The sequence below is a fragment of the Microbacterium sp. NPDC089320 genome (assembly GCF_040684875.1).
In the GTDB taxonomy this organism is placed as follows: domain Bacteria; phylum Actinomycetota; class Actinomycetes; order Actinomycetales; family Microbacteriaceae; genus Microbacterium.
In genome coordinates, this window is the sequence record NZ_JBFBGY010000002.1 from 708739 (window position 1) to 728180 (window position 19442).

At 68.8% G+C, this 19442-nt stretch carries 17 protein-coding genes; 5 read left to right on the forward strand and 12 right to left on the reverse strand.

Annotation, left to right across the window (positions count from 1 at the left end; translation table 11 throughout):
- Nucleotides 1–4: 4 nt before the first annotated feature.
- From AB0N61_RS08005 to AB0N61_RS08020, 4 genes are read right to left on the reverse strand one after another with little or no spacing between them, the layout of a single operon-like run.
- Nucleotides 5–622, reverse strand: coding sequence for an N-acetyltransferase family protein (locus AB0N61_RS08005; protein WP_363362978.1), 618 nt, complete (start codon nucleotides 620–622; stop codon nucleotides 5–7).
- A 4-nt stretch (nucleotides 623–626) separates the two neighbouring features.
- Nucleotides 627–1337, reverse strand: coding sequence for a uracil-DNA glycosylase (locus AB0N61_RS08010; RefSeq protein WP_363362980.1), 711 nt, complete (start codon nucleotides 1335–1337; stop codon nucleotides 627–629).
- A gap of 2 nt (nucleotides 1338–1339) precedes the next feature.
- Nucleotides 1340–2122: an SDR family oxidoreductase gene (locus AB0N61_RS08015; protein WP_363362982.1), complete on the reverse strand. Its 783-nt coding sequence runs from the start codon at nucleotides 2120–2122 to the stop codon at nucleotides 1340–1342.
- A complete protein-coding gene (locus AB0N61_RS08020) occupies nucleotides 2116–3102 on the reverse strand; it encodes a DMT family transporter (RefSeq protein WP_363362984.1) in 987 nt (328 codons plus the stop codon). Before AB0N61_RS08020 ends, AB0N61_RS08015 begins: the two co-directional genes overlap by 7 nt.
- A gap of 73 nt (nucleotides 3103–3175) precedes the next feature.
- On the opposite strand from AB0N61_RS08020, the gene AB0N61_RS08025 reads away from it, so the two are divergent.
- The 3 genes from AB0N61_RS08025 to AB0N61_RS08035 all read left to right on the forward strand — a co-directional run bounded on the left by AB0N61_RS08025 (nucleotide 3176) and on the right by AB0N61_RS08035 (nucleotide 6168).
- Nucleotides 3176–3352 carry a hypothetical protein gene (locus tag AB0N61_RS08025; protein ID WP_363362986.1) on the forward strand — a complete coding sequence of 59 codons (177 nt, stop codon included), beginning with the start codon at nucleotides 3176–3178 and terminating at the stop codon, nucleotides 3350–3352.
- A gap of 141 nt (nucleotides 3353–3493) precedes the next feature.
- Nucleotides 3494–4816 (forward strand): bifunctional o-acetylhomoserine/o-acetylserine sulfhydrylase, encoded by a 1323-nt coding sequence (locus tag AB0N61_RS08030; protein WP_167944842.1) that lies wholly within the window; start codon nucleotides 3494–3496, stop codon nucleotides 4814–4816.
- 143 nt (nucleotides 4817–4959) lie between these two features.
- Nucleotides 4960–6168, forward strand: a complete 1209-nt coding sequence (locus tag AB0N61_RS08035; RefSeq protein ID WP_167944843.1) for a homoserine O-acetyltransferase — start codon at nucleotides 4960–4962, stop codon at nucleotides 6166–6168.
- Here AB0N61_RS08035 and AB0N61_RS08040 read toward each other — a convergent pair.
- From AB0N61_RS08040 to AB0N61_RS08060, 5 genes are read right to left on the reverse strand one after another with little or no spacing between them, the layout of a single operon-like run.
- The gene (locus tag AB0N61_RS08040; RefSeq protein ID WP_363362990.1) at nucleotides 6165–6773 is read right to left on the reverse strand and encodes an NUDIX domain-containing protein; all 609 of its coding nucleotides are present in this window, start codon (nucleotides 6771–6773) and stop codon (nucleotides 6165–6167) included. The genes AB0N61_RS08035 and AB0N61_RS08040 overlap by 4 nt on opposite strands.
- A gap of 28 nt (nucleotides 6774–6801) precedes the next feature.
- The gene (locus tag AB0N61_RS08045; protein WP_167944845.1) at nucleotides 6802–8022 is read right to left on the reverse strand and encodes an MFS transporter; all 1221 of its coding nucleotides are present in this window, start codon (nucleotides 8020–8022) and stop codon (nucleotides 6802–6804) included.
- Between the two features lie 9 nt (nucleotides 8023–8031).
- Nucleotides 8032–8364: a thiamine-binding protein gene (locus tag AB0N61_RS08050; RefSeq protein WP_363362992.1), complete on the reverse strand. Its 333-nt coding sequence runs from the start codon at nucleotides 8362–8364 to the stop codon at nucleotides 8032–8034.
- 4 nt (nucleotides 8365–8368) lie between these two features.
- Nucleotides 8369–9583, reverse strand: a complete 1215-nt coding sequence (locus AB0N61_RS08055) for a hypothetical protein (RefSeq protein WP_363362994.1) — start codon at nucleotides 9581–9583, stop codon at nucleotides 8369–8371.
- Nucleotides 9584–9603: 20 nt separating this feature from the next.
- The gene (locus tag AB0N61_RS08060; protein WP_363362996.1) at nucleotides 9604–10440 is read right to left on the reverse strand and encodes an NAD(P)H-hydrate dehydratase; all 837 of its coding nucleotides are present in this window, start codon (nucleotides 10438–10440) and stop codon (nucleotides 9604–9606) included.
- A 56-nt stretch (nucleotides 10441–10496) separates the two neighbouring features.
- Between AB0N61_RS08060 and AB0N61_RS08065 the strand changes: the two genes are divergently transcribed.
- Nucleotides 10497–11564, forward strand: a complete 1068-nt coding sequence (locus tag AB0N61_RS08065; RefSeq protein WP_363362998.1) for an NADH:flavin oxidoreductase/NADH oxidase — start codon at nucleotides 10497–10499, stop codon at nucleotides 11562–11564.
- Nucleotides 11565–11626: 62 nt separating this feature from the next.
- On the opposite strand, the gene AB0N61_RS08070 is transcribed toward AB0N61_RS08065, so the two are convergent.
- From AB0N61_RS08070 to AB0N61_RS08080, 3 genes are all read right to left on the reverse strand, one after another.
- A complete protein-coding gene (locus AB0N61_RS08070; protein WP_167944854.1) occupies nucleotides 11627–12688 on the reverse strand; it encodes a hemolysin family protein in 1062 nt (353 codons plus the stop codon).
- Nucleotides 12685–14001 (reverse strand): hemolysin family protein, encoded by a 1317-nt coding sequence (locus tag AB0N61_RS08075; RefSeq protein WP_167944857.1) that lies wholly within the window; start codon nucleotides 13999–14001, stop codon nucleotides 12685–12687. Before AB0N61_RS08075 ends, AB0N61_RS08070 begins: the two co-directional genes overlap by 4 nt.
- Before the next feature lie 114 nt (nucleotides 14002–14115).
- Nucleotides 14116–15570, reverse strand: coding sequence for a GuaB1 family IMP dehydrogenase-related protein (locus AB0N61_RS08080; protein WP_363363001.1), 1455 nt, complete (start codon nucleotides 15568–15570; stop codon nucleotides 14116–14118).
- Between the two features lie 159 nt (nucleotides 15571–15729).
- On the opposite strand from AB0N61_RS08080, the gene AB0N61_RS08085 reads away from it, so the two are divergent.
- The gene (locus AB0N61_RS08085) at nucleotides 15730–19407 is read left to right on the forward strand and encodes a multifunctional oxoglutarate decarboxylase/oxoglutarate dehydrogenase thiamine pyrophosphate-binding subunit/dihydrolipoyllysine-residue succinyltransferase subunit (RefSeq protein ID WP_363363003.1); all 3678 of its coding nucleotides are present in this window, start codon (nucleotides 15730–15732) and stop codon (nucleotides 19405–19407) included.
- Nucleotides 19408–19442 lie beyond the last annotated feature (35 nt).

A 19442-nucleotide genomic window follows, 5' to 3' on the forward strand; every position in this document is an offset into this window, starting at 1 on the left:
CGCGTCAGCGTCCCGAGCTCGTGCTGAAGAACCTCCGCCGACGGCTGGGGCGCAGCGCGCGGCGCATGTAGACGGTGCCGAGATCGCGGCCGAACTTGTGGCCCACGCGACCCATGCGACCCGCCTCGACGAAGCCGAGCTTCGCATGCAGCCGGATCGACGCGTCGGCCTTCGTGTCGCTGATCACGGCCACCATCTCGCGGATGCCGAGCTGTTCGCACGCGTCGATGAGCGCCTGCAGCAGGGCGACGCCCAGACCTTTTCCGCCGGCCCCGGGACCGAGGTAGATCGAATCCTCGACCGTGTACCGATAGGCGTTCTTGCCCGCCCAGGGCTGAGCGAGCGCATAGCCGATCACGACGCCCGCCGGTGAGACCGCCACCAGGAAGGGCAGCCCGAGCTTGTTCAGCAGCGCGAACTTCTCGCGCCAGTACGGGATGCTGCTGCGCCGCTCGTCGAGAGTGACGACCGAGTTGCTGACGAAATGGTTGTAGATCTCGCGCACGTACGGGAGATCCCCCGGGCGTGCGGGGCGGATCGAGTAGGAGAACACGTCCGGTTCCGGCTGCGGGCGCAGATGGCGCGGCAGCACACGACGGCGATCACCGGGCTCGAACTGCATGCGATCAGCTTAGAGGCGGCTCGCCGCCGACGCGCCAGTCGATCGGTCTCGTACCGAGCTCTTCGAGGAGCCGGTTGGCGCGCGAGAACGGCCGCGAGCCGAAGAACCCCCGTCGAGCGGAGAGCGGAGACGGGTGCGCCGAGGCGATCACGGGGGTGTTGCCGAGGAGGGACTGCAGGTTCGCGGCGTCCTTGCCCCACAGGATCGCCACGAGCGGCCGGTCCCGAGCGACGAGCGCGCGGATCGCGAGCTCGGTGACCTGCTCCCATCCCCAGCGCCGGTGGGATCCGGCCTCGCCGGGGCGCACCGTCAGCACCCGGTTGAGCAGCAGCACACCCTGATCGCTCCACGCGGTCAGATCGCCATGCGATGCCGGCGCGATGCCGAGGTCGGTCTCGAGCTCGCGGTAGATGTTCCCGAGGCTGCGGGGCAGCGGACGCACGTGGCGGTCGACCGCGAACGACAGACCGATCGGATGTCCGGGAGTCGGATACGGGTCCTGGCCGGTGATGAGCACCGTGACGTCGGACATCGGGCGCTCGAACGCACGGAGCACATGATCGCCCGCGGGAAGGTACCCGCGTCCGGCGGCCTGCTCCTCCCGCAGCCGCTCGCCGAGAGCGGTGATCGTCTGCTGAGCCGGTGCGAGTGCGTCGGCCCACTCGGGATCCATCATCCCGTCGCGGGCGAGCTCGGCGAGAGTGCGGGCGGTCATCCTCAGTCGATCGGTCGCACGCGCAGCGGTCCGCGGGCGAGCAGATGGTTGGCGGACTGCGCGACCGGGCGCATCGTGATGAGGTCGAGGTTCACGTGGGCGGGCGCGTCCAGCGCATAGGCGATCACGTCGGCGACGTCCTCGGCACGCAGCGGCGCCTCGACGTCCGAGTAGACGGCCTCCGCCGCGACCGCGTCTCCGCCCAGACGGTTGAGCGTGAACTCCTCGGTGTGCACCATGCCGGGGGCGATCTCGGACACACGGATCGGCTCGCCGTTCAACTCGAGGCGGAGTGCGTGCACGAGCATGGCCTGAGCGGCCTTCGCCGCGTTGTAGCCGCCGCCACCCGGGTAGGCCACCTGGGCAGCCGTCGAGGTCACGAACACCGTGTCCGCGTGACCGTCCGCCGCGGCGGCCCGACGGAGCAGAGGCAGAAGCCCCGCCACCAGGCGCTGGCTCGAGAGCACGTTCGCGTCGTACATCCACTGCCAGTCGTCGGTCGACGCGTTCTCGACGCGGTCCGTGCCTCGCGCTCCGCCCGCGACCTGCACGAGAGCATGCACGGGCCCCGAATTCTCGAGCTCCGCGACCAGAGCGGCCACCGCTTCAGGGTCCGTCAGGTCGCAGGCGATCGTCGATGCTCCGGTCTCGGCCGAGAGCGCCGCCAATCGCGACGCACGACGCGCGACCCCGACGACATCCCAGCCCCGAGAGCGCAGCGCGCGCACCGTCGCCTGTCCGATACCCGAACTCGCCCCTGTCACCACTGCACGCCTGTTCACCATTCCTCCACCGTACGATGTTCCGGGCCCGAAAGCCGGTGCGCCTCGTCGGGCCGCCTCGTATCGCCCTCTCGTCCCGTCTCGTCGATGCCCGACGCGTGAGACGCGCCCGACCGCACCTCCGCGCGCAGGACGAGCGCGACCCCGGCTCCGCACAGCACGAATCCCGCGACGGTGAGCATCGTCAGGGGCTCACCCAGCAGGATGCTTCCCGACAGCGACGTGGTCGGAGCGATCAGGAAGAGCAACGCCTGCAGAGCGGTGATCCCGATGCGCCTCAACAGCCACCAGTACAGCCCGTACGCGACGAGGGTCGGGAAGACGGCGGTCAGCACCACGGCCAGCCAGAAAGATGCGGATGCGGGCGGAACCAGTGTGCCGGTGACCGCCGCGATGACGAGGAGCAGCACCGCCGTCACTGTCACATGCACGGTCAGCGTCACCAGCACACCCGTCTGCACCTGCGTCTTCCGCTGCAGAAGAGTGCCGACGATGAGACACACCATCGCGATGAGCGGAAGCGCATATGCCAGGGGTGACGCGCCCGTCGTGCCGAGCTGTGACTGGACGACGAGCAGCACTCCGGTGGCGCCGACGGCCAGTCCGGCCCACTGGGATCCGCGCACCCGCAGCCCGAGGATCGGCCCGACGAGCACCGCGACCACCAGCGGCTGCACCGCGTCGATCAACGCCACAGTGCCCGAGGCGATCCCGGCGGCGACGGCGGCATAGACCGCCATGCAGTAGCCGAACTGGGCGAAGACTCCGATCGAGGCTTGGATCCGCAGATCACGACGGCCTGTCCCCTTCGCGGCCCCCGTGACGACCGCGAGCGCGATCAGCACGGCGGCCAGCGGCGCGAATCGCCAGACGAGGAGGGTCAGCGGCGAGACCTCGACGGTGGCGAACGCCGAGATGATGAACCCCGACGCCGCGATCTCCTGGTCGGGTGCGAACAGCCCGAAAGGATGCAGCGCGATCAATGCCCGCGCCGAGATCGGCGAGGGGAATGACGATCACCCGGTCTTCCCCGAGGTGTCCCGTCAGAAGACCTGGTTGCTCGATCTGTTCGACGAGCTCTGCAGCGAGGCGGGGATCCCCGATCCGCAGGCGATGGCACAGGCCATGATGCTGCTGTATGAGGGCGCGATCGTCACGGTCGGCATGACGACGTTCGCCGAGCCGTTCGCGGTCGCCCGCGTCTGGGCGGCCAGGCTGCTCGGTCGGGCCTGACGGCCGCGCTCTCCGACTCGAGGTCCGGCGGGTCTTCGTTACGTCACATTTCCCGCCCGCTGTTGACAACTTCGGATATTCCGTACTGTCTCATCAACGACATCAGTCGAATCGACCTTCCAACCGTTCCAGGGGGAACACATGTCCGCACCCGAGACCTGGCGTTTCGAGACCAAGCAGATCCACTCCGGCGCTGCTCCCGACCCCGTGACCAAGGCACGCGCCACGCCGATCTACCAGACGACGTCGTACGTGTTCGACAGCGCCGACCACGCTGCGAACCTCTTCGCGCTGGCCGAGTTCGGCAACATCTACACCCGCATCCAGAACCCGACGCAGGACGTCCTGGAGCAGCGCCTCGCAGCGCTCGAAGGGGGCACAGGCGCCCTCGTCCTCTCCAGCGGACAGGCCGCATCGACGTTCGCGGTGCTGAACATCGCGCAGGCCGGCGACCACATCGTGTCGTCCAGCTCGATCTACGGCGGCACGTACAACCTGTTCAAGTACACGCTCGCCAAGCTCGGCATCGAGGTCACGTTCGTCGAGAACCAGGACGACCCCGAAGAGTGGCGTCGCGCCCTGCGCCCGAACACCAAGCTGTTCTTCGCGGAAACGATCGGCAACCCGCAGATCAACATCCTCGACATCCGCGCCGTCGCCGACGTGGCCCACGAGGGCGGTGTCCCTCTGATCGTCGACAACACGATCGCGACCCCGTACCTGATTCGACCGTTCGAGCACGGTGCCGATATCGTCGTGCACTCGGTCACCAAGTTCCTCGGTGGCCACGGCACCACCATCGGCGGAGCCATCATCGACGGCGGCACCTTCGAATGGTCGAAGAACGTCGAGCGGTTCCCGGGTCTCACCGAGCCCGACCCGTCGTACCACGGAGCCAGCTACACGGCCGCTGTCGGCGACCCGCTCGCCTACATCATCAAGGCCCGGGTGCAGCTGCTCCGCGACCTCGGCTCGGCCATCGCGCCCCAGAGCGCCTGGAACCTGATCCAGGGCATCGAGACGCTGTCGCTGCGCATCGAGCGTCATGTACAGAACGCACAGGAGATCGCGGAGTGGCTCGACGGTCGCGATGACGTCGCGTCCGTCAACTACTCGGGTCTGCCCTCCTCCCCCTGGTACGCCAAGGCGAACGAGTACGCCCCCAAGGGCGTCGGCGCGGTGCTCTCGTTCGAGCTCAAGGGCGGAGTCGAGGCCGGTCGCGAGTTCGTCAACAGCCTGTCGCTGTTCAGCCACCTGGCGAACATCGGCGACGTGCGCTCGCTGGTCATCCACCCCGCGTCGACCACCCACGCACAGCTGACCCCCGAGCAGCAGCTCACCGCGGGCGTCACCCCCGGCCTCGTACGTCTGTCCGTCGGCATCGAGAACATCGACGACCTCAAGGCCGACCTCGATGAGGCTCTCGCCGCGGCTCGCCGCGTGTCGGAGGCCGCTCGCGCCTGATAGTCGGTCAGACAGAGCGAGTGCCCCGGGCTTCGGCTCGGGGCACTTCGCGTCTCCGGCTCATCCGCAGGGCGCACGACGCGTGGCGCACCCGGGAGCGTAACGTGCGGGCGACGCCTTCCGCGTCAGGCGAGAATGGGAGCATGGACTGGCAGACGACCTCTGAGGACACGGTGCCCTCCGCACCCGTGACGGAGGCCGACGTGCGTCTGCTTCGCGCGCGACCACCGGCCACCGGCGCCTGGCGCGACGGCGACCCGGCCGGCGGACGCCGTTTCGCCTCGTTCGGCGCCTTCCCGACCGAGAGCGGTGCCGAGCTCCCCGGCATCCGCCTCGCGTTCGAGACATGGGGCGAGCTGAACGACGCCCGAGACAACGCGGTCCTCGTCCTGCATGCGCTCACCGGCGACAGTCACGTGCGCGGTGCCGCCGGGGCGGGACACCCGACCGCTGGCTGGTGGGAGGACATCACCGGGCCCGGAGCGCCGCTCGACACCGACCGCTGGTTCGTCATCGCACCCAACATGCTCGGCGGCTGCCAGGGCTCGACGGGACCCGCCAGCATCGCCCCGTCCGGGTACGAGTGGGCGTCGCGCTTCCCCTATCTGACGATCCGCGACCAGGTCGCCGCTCAGGTCCGCCTCGCCGATTCGCTGGGGATCGACACGTGGGCCGCGGTGATCGGAGGCTCCATGGGCGGGATGCACGCGCTCGAATGGGCCGTCTCGCACCCGGAGCGCGTCGCCCGCCTCGCCGTGCTGTCGTCGCCTCCCGTGACGACTGCCGACCAGATCGCTCTGAACACGGTGCAGCTCGAGACGATCCGGATGGATCCGCGTTTCCAGGGCGGCGAGTACTACGATCTGGCCGACGGCGACGGCCCGCACCGCGGCCTGGCCCTCGCCCGCCGCATGGCGCTGCTGAACTACCGCAGCCCGATCGAGCTCAACCAGCGATTCCAGCGCTCGTGGCAGTCCGGGGTGTCGCCCCTCGGCCATGGCGGACGATTCGCCGTCGAGTCGTACCTGGACTTCCACGGCAACAAGTTCACGCGCCGTTTCGACGCGAACAGCTACATCACCCTCGTCGAGGCCATGAACTCGCACGACGTCGGCCGCGACCGCGGGGGTGTCGAAGAGGCGCTGCGCGCCGTGACGGCGACGACCCTCGTCCTGGGCATCGACAGCGACCGCCTCTTCCCCGTCGACGGCCAGCACCGCATCGCGCGCAGCATTCCGAACACCCTCGATGGCACCGAGGCGGTGGTGCTCAACAGCGACTTCGGACACGACGGCTTCCTCATCGAGACCGAGGCGGTGGGCGGCAACCTGCGGCGGCTGCTGGCGAGCTAGATCGGTTCGATCATCCACGGCAGGGTGCCGGTGCGCAGCCGTAAGCCCTCCCACTCGAAGTCGGTGCCCTGCGGCGTCTCGACGACTCGGGTCGAGAACTGCTGCGCAACTCCTGCCGAGCCGAGGGCTTCCTCGACCGTGTCGAAGCGACTGAGCTGGTGCAGGGTGACCCAGGTCGGCGGAAAGAGCGTCCACTCCCCCGCCGCATGCCTCGACAGAGCCTCGGCGGGACTCAGCCAGACCGCCTCGGCGACCTCATCGGGCGAGTAGCGCAGGTCGCCTTCCGGTGCCTCGGCGAGGAAGAACCAGGTGCGGATGCGGATCGGCGCCTCGATCGGCGGCTGCCAGCGCGAGAGCAGCACCGGACGGGCGATCGTCAGGCCGACCTCCTCGCGCGTCTCACGGATCGCCGCTCGTCGCGCGTCGTCGCTCTCCTCCGCCGCCGCGCGGCGGTCGGACGCTTCCACCTTGCCTCCCGGGAACACCCAGGCGCCGGCGAACGAGCCACGATCCGGCCTGCGCATCAGCAGCACGGCGAAGCCCTCGGACGCGGGACGCAGCAGCACGGCCGTCCCCGCGACGGGCAGTTGGTCGAGATCGGTCACAGCCTCACTCTACGAGGCGGCCTACCACTCAGGCGTTGACGAGAACGGGCCTGCGCGCCTCTGTGCGATACGACAGCAGGGCGATCACGAGACCCGCCAGGGCGAGAGCGGCCCCGGTCCATGACGGCGCGACGAAGCCCCATCCGGCGGCGATCACCATGCCGCCGAGGAAGGCGCCGAGGCTGTTGCCGATGTTGAGCGCGGAGTGATTCATCGCCGCGGCGATCGACTGATTGTCACCCGCGACATCCATCAGCCGCGTCTGGATCGTCGGGCTGAGCACCGACGACACGAAGCCCACGACGAACACGAGGAGCGCGAGAGAGATGATCCAGAACGCGAGCACGGCGAGGAGCGCGAACACGACCGCCATGGCTGCGAGTCCGAACAGCAGCGTGCGTCGCAGGTCGATGTCGGCGAGATGGCCGCCGACCAGGTTCCCGGCGGTCATGCCCAATCCCATCAGCACGAGCACGATCGGCACCGCCCACTCCGGTGAGCCCGCCACTTCGGTCACCAGGGGCGCGATGTAGGAGTAGACCGCGAAGAAGCCGCCGAATCCGATCGCGCCGACACCGAGCGTGAACCAGACCTGCGGGATGCGGAAGACACCCAGCTCTTCGCGCATGGTGCGTCCGGGCGAACCCGGGTGCGCGGGCACGAAGAAGATGATGCACACGGTCGCGAGAGCGAAGACGAGGGTCACGACCGCGAACGCGGCCCGCCATCCCCACAGCTGACCGAGGAAGGTTCCGAACGGCACCCCGACCACGTTGGCCACCGTGAGCCCCGTGAGGATGAATGCGACACCCTTGGCCCGGTTGCCCGGCCCCATCACGTCCGCCGCGACCAGCGCGCCGATGCCGAAGTAGGCCCCGTGGGGCAGCCCGGCGAGGAACCGCGAGGCTCCCACGAGTTCGAAGGTGGGGAGGAACACCGTGAGCGCGTTGAAGACGGTGAGCGCGAGCGCCAGCCCGATCATGACGCGATGCCGCGGATAGCGGGCCACGAATCCTGCGATCGTCGGCGCCCCCACGACGACTCCGAGCGCGTAGAGCGAGATCAGCCAGCCGGCCTGGCTCAGCGCGTCTTCGGGGCTGCTGGCCCAGAGGGTGGGCAGCAGCTCGTCAGCGATGTTGGGCAGCAGGCCCATGACGACGAACTCGGTCATGCCGATGCCGAAGCTGCCGATGGCGAGGGAGAGGAGCGCCCACTTCGCCGCACCCCTCGATTCAGTCGAGGGATTCACCCGTCGAGTCTACGGGGTCTCCGAGCCGTCGATCGCCGCTTCGAGACGCTCGATCTTCGCGTCGAGCTCTCCCGAGTACCCCGGCCGGATGTCGGCCTTGAGCACCAGCGAGACCCGCGAGCCGAACGGCATCACGGCTTCGGTGGCACGCTTGACGACGTCCATCACCGAGTCCCAGTCGGGGCCCTCGATCTCAGTGAACATGCTGGTGGTGCGGTGCGGCAGTCCCGACTCGCGCACGACCCGCACCGCGGCGGCGACCGCGTCATGGACCGACGCGTCCGAGCGCGCCGATCCGTCGGAGGGTGTGCCGCTCGGCGCGACGGAGAAGGCGATCAACATGGGTTCACTCCCGGGTGGTGGACGGACGGTGGGTTGGCACCCCCACGACGGCGCGGATGCCGACGGCGAGGAGCACGACGAGGAGGGCGTTCCGCGCCGTCAGGATGACGATGGGCAGCAGCTCTGCGCGCAGCAGCGCGTCGTAGCTGAGCGGATAGACGAGGCACGTGAGGGCGCAGAGCGCGAGCACGAGCACCGCGGGCCCGACGACTCGAGCGCGGTCGAGCACGAACCACAGGATGACCGGAGCGATCAGCCATGTCTGGAACTGCGGCGAGCCCACCTTGTTCATCACGATCAGCGTCGTGACCAGACTCAGCGCGAGAGGAGGGAACAGCCGCGCGGAGGGTGCGCCCCGTGCCGCCTTCAGGCTGCCGATCGCCGTGAGGACGACGACGAGCACCACCATGAGCGGCGTGAGCACCGCACTCACGGCATCCGCGCCCTGCGCACCGATCTGGAAGGTCAGGATGTCGAAGCTGTACTCGATGCGGGCAGCACCCGAGACCGCGAGCCAGAGGAAGGGAGTCGCCGCGACGGCCTCGATCTGCAGGCCCCGGCCGGTCTGCTCCGTCAGGAATCCGAAGATCTCGGTGTCGGCTCCGAGAAGGAACAGCAGGGCCACGACGCCGGCGGATACAGCCGCAGCCGTGAGCAGCATGCGCATCCTGCTCGTGGTCGCGACGACAGCGGCGAGAACGAGCGCGCCTGGCCAGATCTTGATCCACGCACCGATCGTCAGCAGGGCGGCCGCAGTGGCGGGTCGGCGGACCAGCCAGAGCCCGCCGATCACCGCGATGGGAACCGTGACCGCGTCGATGCGGTACATCGCGATCGGGCCGAGCAGCAGCAGGGCGGCGACCCAGAACCACGCCGCGGCTCGCCGCGGTCGAGAGGACGCCCGGCCGAGGAGCACCGCGAAGGCGATCGCATCGAGCACCGTCACGAGCACAGCCCAGGCGATCAGATAGGCCTCCGAGGCGCCCATCGCCGCGATGAGCGGGGTCGACAGCACCTTGGCGACCAGCATGGGAACCAGTGCGAGCTGGGGATAGACCCACGGCTCGGTGATGCCGACGATCGCGCCTCCCGAGAGCGCGGCGGTGGACCAGGGCTCGTAGACCAGCACGACGTCGCCCATCGGCTGGCTCGGATACAGCCATCCCGCGGCGGCGATGACGACATGCACGACCACGAAGGCACTCCACAGAGCGACCACTCGCATTGACGAGGTCCGACTCACGCGACGATGTCCGCGATCGCGCGAGGAAGAGCTTCGGCGACATCGAGAGCGACGATCGGATGCCCCGTCGCTCCGCCCCGGGCGCCGATGCCCGCAGCGATGCGTCCGGCATGCCCGTGCAACCACGCCGTGGCCGCCGCGACCTCCGCCGTAGATGCGTCGGGGTTGCCCGCGAGCAGTGCGCCGAGCACACCGCCGAGCACATCGCCGGTGCCTGCCGTCGCCAGCCAGCCGGTACCCGCCTCCACCCGGATCACACGTCCGTCCGCATCGGCGATGAGCGTCTGCGCGCCCTTCAGCAGCACCGTCGCTCCGAGCTCGGTCGCGACACGCGCGACGGCGCTCGCGCGGTCGTCATCGCCCGCGGAGCCGAGGTGCCGCTGCAGCCGCTCGAATTCGCGTCGATGCGGCGTGAGCACGAGCGGGGCGCGACTCTCGGGCGCGAGATCCAGCGCGCCGGCGTCGACGACCACGGGAACGGAGCCGTCGAGCAGCGTGCGGAGCTCTCGCTCCTCGTCGGCGGTCCTGCTCGCGGCATCCGTTCCGGATCCGATGACCCACGTACCGACGCGTGCGCCCTCGGCCTTCGGGCTGACCACGGTCTCGGGACGGCGGGCGATCACGGCATCCGCCGCTCGCCCCTCGCCGATGTATCGAACGAATCCCGCCCCGGCACGCCACGCCGCCTCCACGCCGAGCACGGCTGCGCCCGGGTAGTCCGACGATCCGGTGCGCAGGCCCACGACCCCGCGTGAGTACTTGTCGTCGTCCGCACCGGGCACGCGCAGAAGGCGTGCGGTGTCGTCGCGGGACCAATCGCGTGCGTCGGGCATGACTCCACGTTAGTGCGGCGGCCCCCGCCACCCCAGCCGCACAGTAGCGTCGAGGGGTGAGCATTCTCTTCTCCCCCCTGAGCATCCGTTCCACCACCTTCCGCAACCGGCTCTGGGTGTCGCCCATGTGCATGTACAGCGCGGTCGACGGCGTCGTACAGGAATGGCACCACACTCATCTCACCCAGTTCGCCTCCGGCGGCGCGGGCCTGATCGTGGCCGAGGCGACCGCCGTCGTCCCCGAGGGCCGCATCTCCCCTCGCGACGCCGGGCTCTGGAACGACGAGCAGCGCGACGCCTGGGCGCCGATCGTCGAGGCGATCCACGAGCGCGGTGCCGTCGCGGGCATCCAGCTGGCGCACGCCGGCCGCAAGGCCTCGACGTGGTGGCCCTGGGCAGACGCCCGGGGATCGGTTCCTGAGACCGAGGGCGGGTGGACGACCACGGCCCCGTCCGCGATCGCCTTCGAGGGCTTCGCAGAACCGGTCGCACTCGACATGGCCGGCATCGATGCCGTCGTGACGGGATTCGCCGACGCCACGCGACGGGCCCTCGAGGCCGGCTTCGACGTGCTCGAGGTGCATGGTGCGCACGGATACCTGCTGCACCAGTTCCTCTCCCCTCTGTCGAACCGGCGCGACGACGAGTACGGAGGATCGCTCGAGAACCGAGCTCGACTGCTTCTCCGGGTGATCGATGCGATCCGCGACGTAGCCGGAGACGGGGTTCCCGTGTTCGTTCGCATCTCGGCGACCGATCACGCCGACGGCGGATTCACGCCCGAAGAGGCGGCCACGGTGGCTGCGTGGGCGACCGAGCGCGGAGCCGATCTCGTCGACGTCTCCAGCGGCGGGCTCGTCGCCCATCAGCAGATCAGCGTGTTCCCCGGATACCAGGTTCCCCTCGCTGAGACGGTGCGTCAGGGCGGACGCATCCCGGTGTCGGCCGTGGGTCTCATCACCGCTGCGGAACAGGCCGAGCAGGTGCTCGCCGACGGCGCGGCCGACGCGATCTTCGCGGGCCGCGAATGGCTTCGCGACCCGCACTTCGCGCTCCGCGCCGCACACGAGCTCGGCGCCGACGTCGCCTGGCCGCCGCAGTACGAGCGTGCGCACTGGCGCTGATCCCGGAATCATGACGAAGGCCCCCGGTCCGCACGTACCGGGGGCCTTCTCATACCTGCGACTCAGTGACCGCGGATGCGACGGGTCGCGTCCTGCACCTCGCCCACCAGCTCCTCGAGGATGTCCTCGAGGAAGAGCACGGCGGTCGTGCGCCCCTGCGAGTCCCGCACCTTCGCCAGGTGTCGGCCCGCTCGGCGCATGACCGACAGCGCGTCCTCCAGATCGGTGTCCTCTTGCACCGGAACCATGTGGTTGATGCGTTTCGCGGGCAGCGGCTCGACCAGTTTCGCGGCGGCGTCCGGGCCGTCGGATGCGCGCAGGATGTCCTTGAGGTGCACGTACCCGACTGGCACGCCCTCGTCGTCGACGATCACGTAGCGCGAGAAGCCGTACCGGGCGACGGCCTTCTCGATGTCGTCGGGCGTCGTCGACTGCGGAAGCGTCACGAGATCGCTGAGCGGAACAGCCACGTCGCGTGCCTTCTTGTCGGTGAACTCCACCGCTGCGGCGACGGTTCCCGCTGTGTCGGTCAGCACGCCTTCGCGCCGCGACTGGTCGACGATCGTCGCGACCTCGTCGAGCGTGAACGTCGACGCCGCCTCGTTCTTGGGCTCGACCCTGAAGAGTCGCAGCACGCCGTTGGCGGCGGCGTTCAGCACCCAGATCACCGGCATGAAGATCTTCGACACGAACACGAGCGGCGGGGCGAGGATGAGCACCGCACGATCGGGCACCGAGAATGCCAGGTTCTTCGGCACCATCTCGCCGAACACCACGTGAAGGAACGACACGATCAGCAGGGCGATCGTGAACGACACCGCGTCCACGACGCCGTCCGACCAGCCGATCGCGTGCAGCGGCACCGCGAGCAGGTGGTGGATCGCCGGCTCGGAGACGTTCAGGATCAGCAGCGAGCAGATCGTGATCCCCAGCTGCGATGTCGCCAGCATCAGGGTCGCGTGCTCCATCGCATAGAGTGCCGTCTTGGCCGCCCGCGACCCGCGGTCGGCCTTCGGCTCGATCTGCGATCGACGCGCCGAGATCACCGCGAACTCGGCGCCGACGAAGAACGCGTTCGCCACGAGCAGCACGACGAGCCAGGCCAGTCCTCCCCAGTCGCTCATCGTCCGACCACCTCTCCGGGCATGTGCGGATCCGGAACGTATCGGATGCGGTCCACGCGCCGTCCGTCCATGCGCACGACCTGCAGCTTTCCGGTGTCGAGTGCGACCTCGTCGCCGACCGACGGCACACGCTCGAGCACACTCATGACGTAGCCGCCGACGGTGTCGTAGACGTCGCCCTCGGGCACCTCGACCCCCGCCCTGCGACGAAGCTCGTCAGGACGCAGCTCTCCGGGGAACATGATCCCGTCCCTCCCGCGGACGACGCCTGCGCGGGTGCGGTCGTGCTCGTCCGACACCTCGCCGACCAGCTCCTCCACGAGGTCCTCCAAGGTGACGAGACCGGCGGTCCCCCCGTACTCGTCGACGACGACCGCCAGCTGGTACCCGCGGGCTCTGAGCTCGGAGATGAGTGCGTCGACGTGCACGGTCTCGGGCACGCGCAGCGGGTCGGTCGAGAGCGCGCCCACCGGCACCTCGCTGCGACGCTCGCGCGGCACGGAGATGGCGGCCTTGAGGTGCACGACCCCCGTGATGTCGTCGAGATCGTCGTCGTACACGGGAAAGCGGCTGTGCCCCGTCCGTCGGGCGAGCTGGATGACGTCATCCGCCGAGTCGCCGACCGCGAGGGCGTGCATGCTGGGTCGAGCGGTCATGACATCGGCTGCCGTCAGCCGGGAGAACGTGAGCGTGCGGTCGAGCAGGCTCGCGGTGTCGGCCTCGAGCAGCCCGGCACTCGCCGAACGACGCACGAGGGAGGAGAGCTCTTCGGCGCTGCGCGCACCCGACAGCTCTTCCTTCGGCTCGATCCCGATGCTGCGCAGGACGCCGTTCGCGCTGCCGTTGAGCACGACCACGGCGGGCTTGAAGACGGTGGTGAAGGCGATCTGGAACGGGATGACGAGCTTCGCGGTCGCGAGCGGCAGCGCAAGAGCGAAGTTCTTCGGGACCAGTTCGCCGAGGATCATCGAGAGCACCGTGGCCACCAGCATGGCGACGATCGTCGCGATCGGTCCGACGGCCGCCTCGGGGAAGTTCCAGGCGACGAGGGTCGGGCCGAGGATGTTCGAGAGCGCCGGTTCCATCGTGTACCCGGTCAGCAGCGTCGTCAGGGTGATGCCGAGCTGTGCGGACGACAGATGAGTCGACGTGTGCTTGAGTGCGCTGATCGTCAGCGACAGGCGGGATTCACCGCGGGCCTGACGGGCCTCGAGGTCGGCACGGTCGAGGTTGACCAGGGCGAACTCGCTGGCGACGAACAGCCCGGTGCCCACAGTGAGCAGAAGCCCCACGCCCAAGAGGATGTAGTCCATCAGTCGTTCCTCCCGATACGGCGAGGCAGGCAGTGGGGCGATGTACTACAACTGGGAGGGTCGTCCATGGTGTCCACGATTCTACGGGATAGCCGTGCGCCGCGGTGCGGACCGCTACCAGCTGACCGGGAGTGCCTTGCCCTCTTCGTATCCGGCCGCGGACTGGAGCCCGACCAGCGCCCTGTCGTGGAACTCGGGCACAGACGACGCACCGGCATAGGTGAACGACGAGCGGACACCCGAGGTGATCATGTCGAGCAGGTCCTCGAGACCGGGGCGCAGCGGGTCGAGGTAGATCTTCGAGGAGGAGATCCCCTCCGCGAAGAGCTCCTTTCGTGCGCGCTCGTACGCGTCGAGGCGACCGAACCGGGCCTGCACCGCCTTGGTCGAGGCCATGCCCCAGGACTCCTTGTAGAGGCGACCCTGCGCGTCACTCTGCAGCTCGCCGGGTGCCTCGATCGTTCCGGCGAACCAGGAGCCGACCATGACGGATGCCGCGCCTGCGGCGAGCGCGAGCGCGACATCACGCGGGTAGCGCACTCCCCCGTCCGCCCAGACGTGGGCTCCGGCCTCCCGCGCCGCCTGCGCGGTCTCGAGAACGGCGGAGAACTGCGGACGGCCGACCGCCGTCATCATGCGCGTCGTGCACATGGCTCCGGGCCCCACTCCGACCTTGAGGATGGTTGCGCCCGCCTCGACGAGGTCCGTGACGCCGTCGGCGGTGACGATGTTCCCCGCCACGATCGGGATGTCGAGGTCGAGGGCCCCGACGGTGCGCAGCGCGCGCAGCATGCCCTCCTGGTGCCCGTGCGCCGTGTCGACCACGAGAACGTCGACCCCTGCGGCCGCCAGTGCCTTGGCCTTGGCGGCGACGTCTCCGTTGATCCCCACCGCCGCCGCGACGGCGAGACGACCGTCCCGGTCCACCGCGGGCCGATACAGGGTCGAGCGCAGTGCACTGCGGGCGCTGAGCGTCCCGACGAGGTGCCCGTGGTGCGTGATCGTGACCATGTCGACGCCGGCATCGGTGATCACGTCGAACGCATGACGCTCCGATCCGATGTCGTCCGCATCGAGCGAGGGTGTGCCGGTGTGCACCAGGTCGCCGAGCTGCGCGTCCGGCAGCGCGGTCGCGAGGCGTGCGGCCGGCAGCACGCCGAGGATCCTCGACGCCTCGTGGGGTGCATCGCCCGTGGCCACGACGATGCCGTGCCCGGCGGTCGCGGGCATGAGACGGAGTGCGTCGGACACCGATGACTCCGGTGGCAGAACGATCGGGGTGTCCCACAGGACCGGCTGCGCCTTGACATCGCGGATCGCGGCGTCGAGACCCTGGAGGGGCATGTCCTGGGGAAGCACTCCGAGCCCGCCGCGCCGCGCGAGCACGGCGGCGAGCCGTGGACCGGTGACCGAGTTCATGTTCGAGGCCACGATCGGCAGACTCGCCGGAGTGCCGTCCTGGGGAGCCAGATCGACCTGCAGACGACTGGTGACAGCGGATCGTCGCGGCACGAGGAACACGTCGGAATAGGTCAGATCGACTGTGGGTGACTCGCCGGAGAACTCCATACCCCCACGGTACTCAGATAGCGCGGACAGAGGCGCATGCCTTCGACGAATGCCCGCCGAAACACGTTAGGCTTGGTGGTCGAGAGTGTGCGGGCCCGGACGCATCACGCGTCCTGGTGTGCATATATGGACTTCAGCGATGAAAGAGGGCGATCGAGCGTGTCGAACCAGGTGACCGGCGTCGGGGGCGACGGGGGGTTCGGAGCCAATTCCTGGCTCGTGGAAGAGCTCTACGAGCAGTACAAGGTGAACCGCGACTCCGTCGACAAGGAGTGGTGGCCGATTCTCGAGAAGTACCAGTCGGATGCCGCTGCCGGTGCCGCAGCGCCCGCCGCGGAGCAGCCCGCCCACCCGGTGACCGCGCCCATCCCCGTCATCGGCGCGCAGCCCGTTGCTCGCACCACGACGAAGCCCGCCGCGGTGGCGCCGATCCCTGCGCAGGCTCCGAAGCCGGCCGCGAAGGCTGAGGCGCCCGCATCGGCCGAGCCCGTCGAGGAGGACAAGGTCACGCCGCTCCGCGGTCTGCCCAAGACCCTGGCCGCGAACATGGACGAGTCGCTGACCGTGCCGACTGCGACCAGCGTGCGCACGGTGCCCGCGAAGCTGATGATCGACAACCGCATCGTCATCAACAACCACATGGCGCGCACCCGCGGCGGCAAGATCAGCTTCACCCACCTCATCGGCTGGGCGCTCATCCGCACGCTCGACGAGTTCCGCAGTCAGAACGTCTTCTACGCCGAGATCGACGGCAAGCCCTCGGTCGTCGCTCCGGCTCACGTGAACCTCGGCATCGCCATCGACCTGCCCAAGCCCGACGGCACCCGGGCGCTGATGGTCCCCAGCATCAAGCGCGCCGACACTCTGACCTTCGGCGAATACCTCGCCGCATACGAAGACCTCGTCAGGCGCGCCCGCAACAACAAGCTGACCGCGGCCGACTTCCAGGGCACCACCGTCTCGCTCACCAACCCGGGCGGCATCGGAACCGTGCACTCCGTTCCCCGTCTGATGAAGGGGCAGGGCTGCATCATCGGCGCCGGGGCGCTCGAGTACCCGGCAGAGTTCCAGGGCGCGAGCGAGAAGACGCTCAATGAGCTGGCGATCGGCAAGACGATCACCCTGACCAGCACCTACGACCACCGCGTCATCCAGGGGGCAGGGTCCGGGGAGTTCCTCAAGAAGGTCCACGAGCTGCTGATCGGGCAGCGCGGCTTCTACGACGACATCTTCGCCGCACTGCGCATCCCGTACTCCCCCATCCGCTGGAACCCCGACATCGCGGTCGATCTGGCCGAGCGTGTCGACAAGCAGTCGCGCGTGCAGGAGCTGATCAACTCGTTCCGCGTGCGCGGTCACCTGATGGCAGACATCGATCCCCTCGAGTACGTCCAGCGCTCGCACCCCGACCTCGAGATCGAGAGCCACGGCCTCACCTTCTGGGACCTCGACCGCGAGTTCGTCACAGGCGGATTCGGCGGCCGTCGGGTCGCGAAGCTCCGCGACATCCTCGGCGTCCTGCGCGACTCGTACTGCCGCACGCTCGGCATCGAGTACATGCACATCCAGGACCCGGAGCAGCGTCGCTGGTTCCAGGAGAAGGTCGAGGTCAAGTACCAGAAGCCAGGCCATGACGAGCAGCTCCGGGTGCTCCGCAAGCTCAACGAGGCCGAGGCGTTCGAGACCTTCCTGCAGACCAAGTTCGTCGGTCAGAAGCGCTTCTCGCTCGAAGGCGGCGAGTCGCTCGTCCCGCTGCTCGACGAGATCCTCCAGGGAGCCGCCACCGCCGGCCTCGAAGGCGCGGCGATCGGCATGGCGCACCGCGGTCGCCTGAACGTCCTGACGAACATCGCCGGCAAGACCTACGGGCACGTGTTCCAGGAGTTCGAGGGCACCCAGACCCCCGGCAATCAGCGTGGCTCAGGTGACGTGAAGTACCACCTCGGCACGGAGGGCACATTCGTCGCGGACGACGGATCCGAACTCCCGGTCTACCTGGCTGCGAACCCGTCCCACCTCGAGACGGTCGACGGAGTCCTCGAGGGCATCGTCCGCGCCAAGCAGGATCGCAAGCCGATCGGCACCTTCGCCTGGCTGCCCATCCTCGTGCACGGTGACGCCGCGTTCGCCGGTCAGGGCGTCGTCGTCGAGACTCTGCAGATGTCTCAGCTGCGCGGGTACCGCACCGGCGGCACGATCCACGTCGTGGTGAACAACCAGGTCGGCTTCACCACCCTCCCGAACGACTCCCGTACCTCGGTGTACTCGACCGACGTCGCCAAGACCATCCAGGCGCCGGTGTTCCACGTGAACGGAGACGACCCCGAAGCCGTCATCCACGTCGCGCAGCTCGCGTTCGAATATCGCGAGCGGTTCCACCGCGACGTCGTCATCGACCTCGTCTGCTACCGCCGTCGCGGGCACAACGAGGGAGACGACCCCTCGATGACCCAGCCCCTGATGACCGACCTGATCCAGGCGAAGCGATCGGTGCGCAAGCTCTACACCGAGTCGCTCGTCGGACGCGGTGACATCACCGAAGAGGAGTACGACGAGGCCAAGGCCGACTTCCAGAACCGTCTGGAGATCGCCTTCGCCGAGACGCACGCCGCCGAGACCGGTGCCAACCCCGTCGCGCAGGATCTCCCTCCGGTCGACGACCAGGTCGGCGCCCCGGACGTCACCGGGGTCTCGAAGGAGGTCGTCCAGCTCATCGGCGACGCGTTCGTGAACAAGCCCGAGGGCTTCACGGTCCACCCCAAGCTGCAGCAGCAGCTCGAGAAGCGCCTCGACATGAGCCGCAACGGCAACATCGACTGGGGCTTCGGCGAGCTGCTCGCCTTCGGTTCGCTCCTCGTCGAGGGCACGCCCGTGCGGCTCGCCGGGCAGGACTCGCGCCGCGGCACGTTCGTGCAGCGTCACGCCACTCTGCATGACCGAGCCAACGGTCAGGAGTGGCTGCCGCTGTCGAACCTCTCCGAGTCTCAGGGCCGCTTCTTCGTCTACGACTCGCTCCTCAGCGAGTACGCGGCGCTCGGCTTCGAGTACGGCTACTCGGTCGAGGCACCCGAAGCGCTCGTGCTGTGGGAGGCGCAGTTCGGCGACTTCGTGAACGGCGCCCAGTCGGTCATCGACGAGTACATCTCGGCGGCGGAGCAGAAGTGGGGACAGCAGTCGAGCGTCACGCTTCTCCTCCCGCACGGCTACGAGGGCCAGGGACCGGATCACTCGTCCGCGCGCATCGAACGATTCCTCCAGATGTGCGCACAGGACAACATGATCGTCGCGCGCCCCTCGACCCCCGCGTCGTACTTCCACCTGCTTCGCCGTCAGGCCTATGCGCGTCCGCGCAAGCCGCTCATCGTCTTCACCCCCAAGGCGATGCTGCGACTGCGTGGTGCGACGAGCCCCGTCGACGCGTTCACGCAGGGCCGTTTCGAACCCGTCCTCGACGATGCCCGGGGTCTCGATCGCGAGGCCGTGAAGCGTGTCCTCGTGCACTCGGGCAAGGTGCACTGGGATCTCAAGGCCGAACTCGAGAAGAACCCGAATCCCGAGATCGCGCTGGTCAGGCTCGAGCAGCTCTATCCCACCCCGATCGACGGGCTCAAGGCCATCACCGACTCGTACCCGAACGCCGAGCTGGTGTGGGTGCAGGAGGAGCCGGAGAACCAGGGCGCCTGGCCGTTCCTGGCACTCGCCTTCGCCGATGTTCCCGGTGACCGCAGCTTCCGTCCGGTGTCGCGTCCGGCTTCGGCATCGCCCGCGACGGGCTCGTCGAAGGTGCACGCCGCCGAGCAGGCGAAGCTCCTGCGGGACGCTCTCACGCTGAGCTGATCTCCGACACACGAAAGGGGCGCCCCGACTTCGGT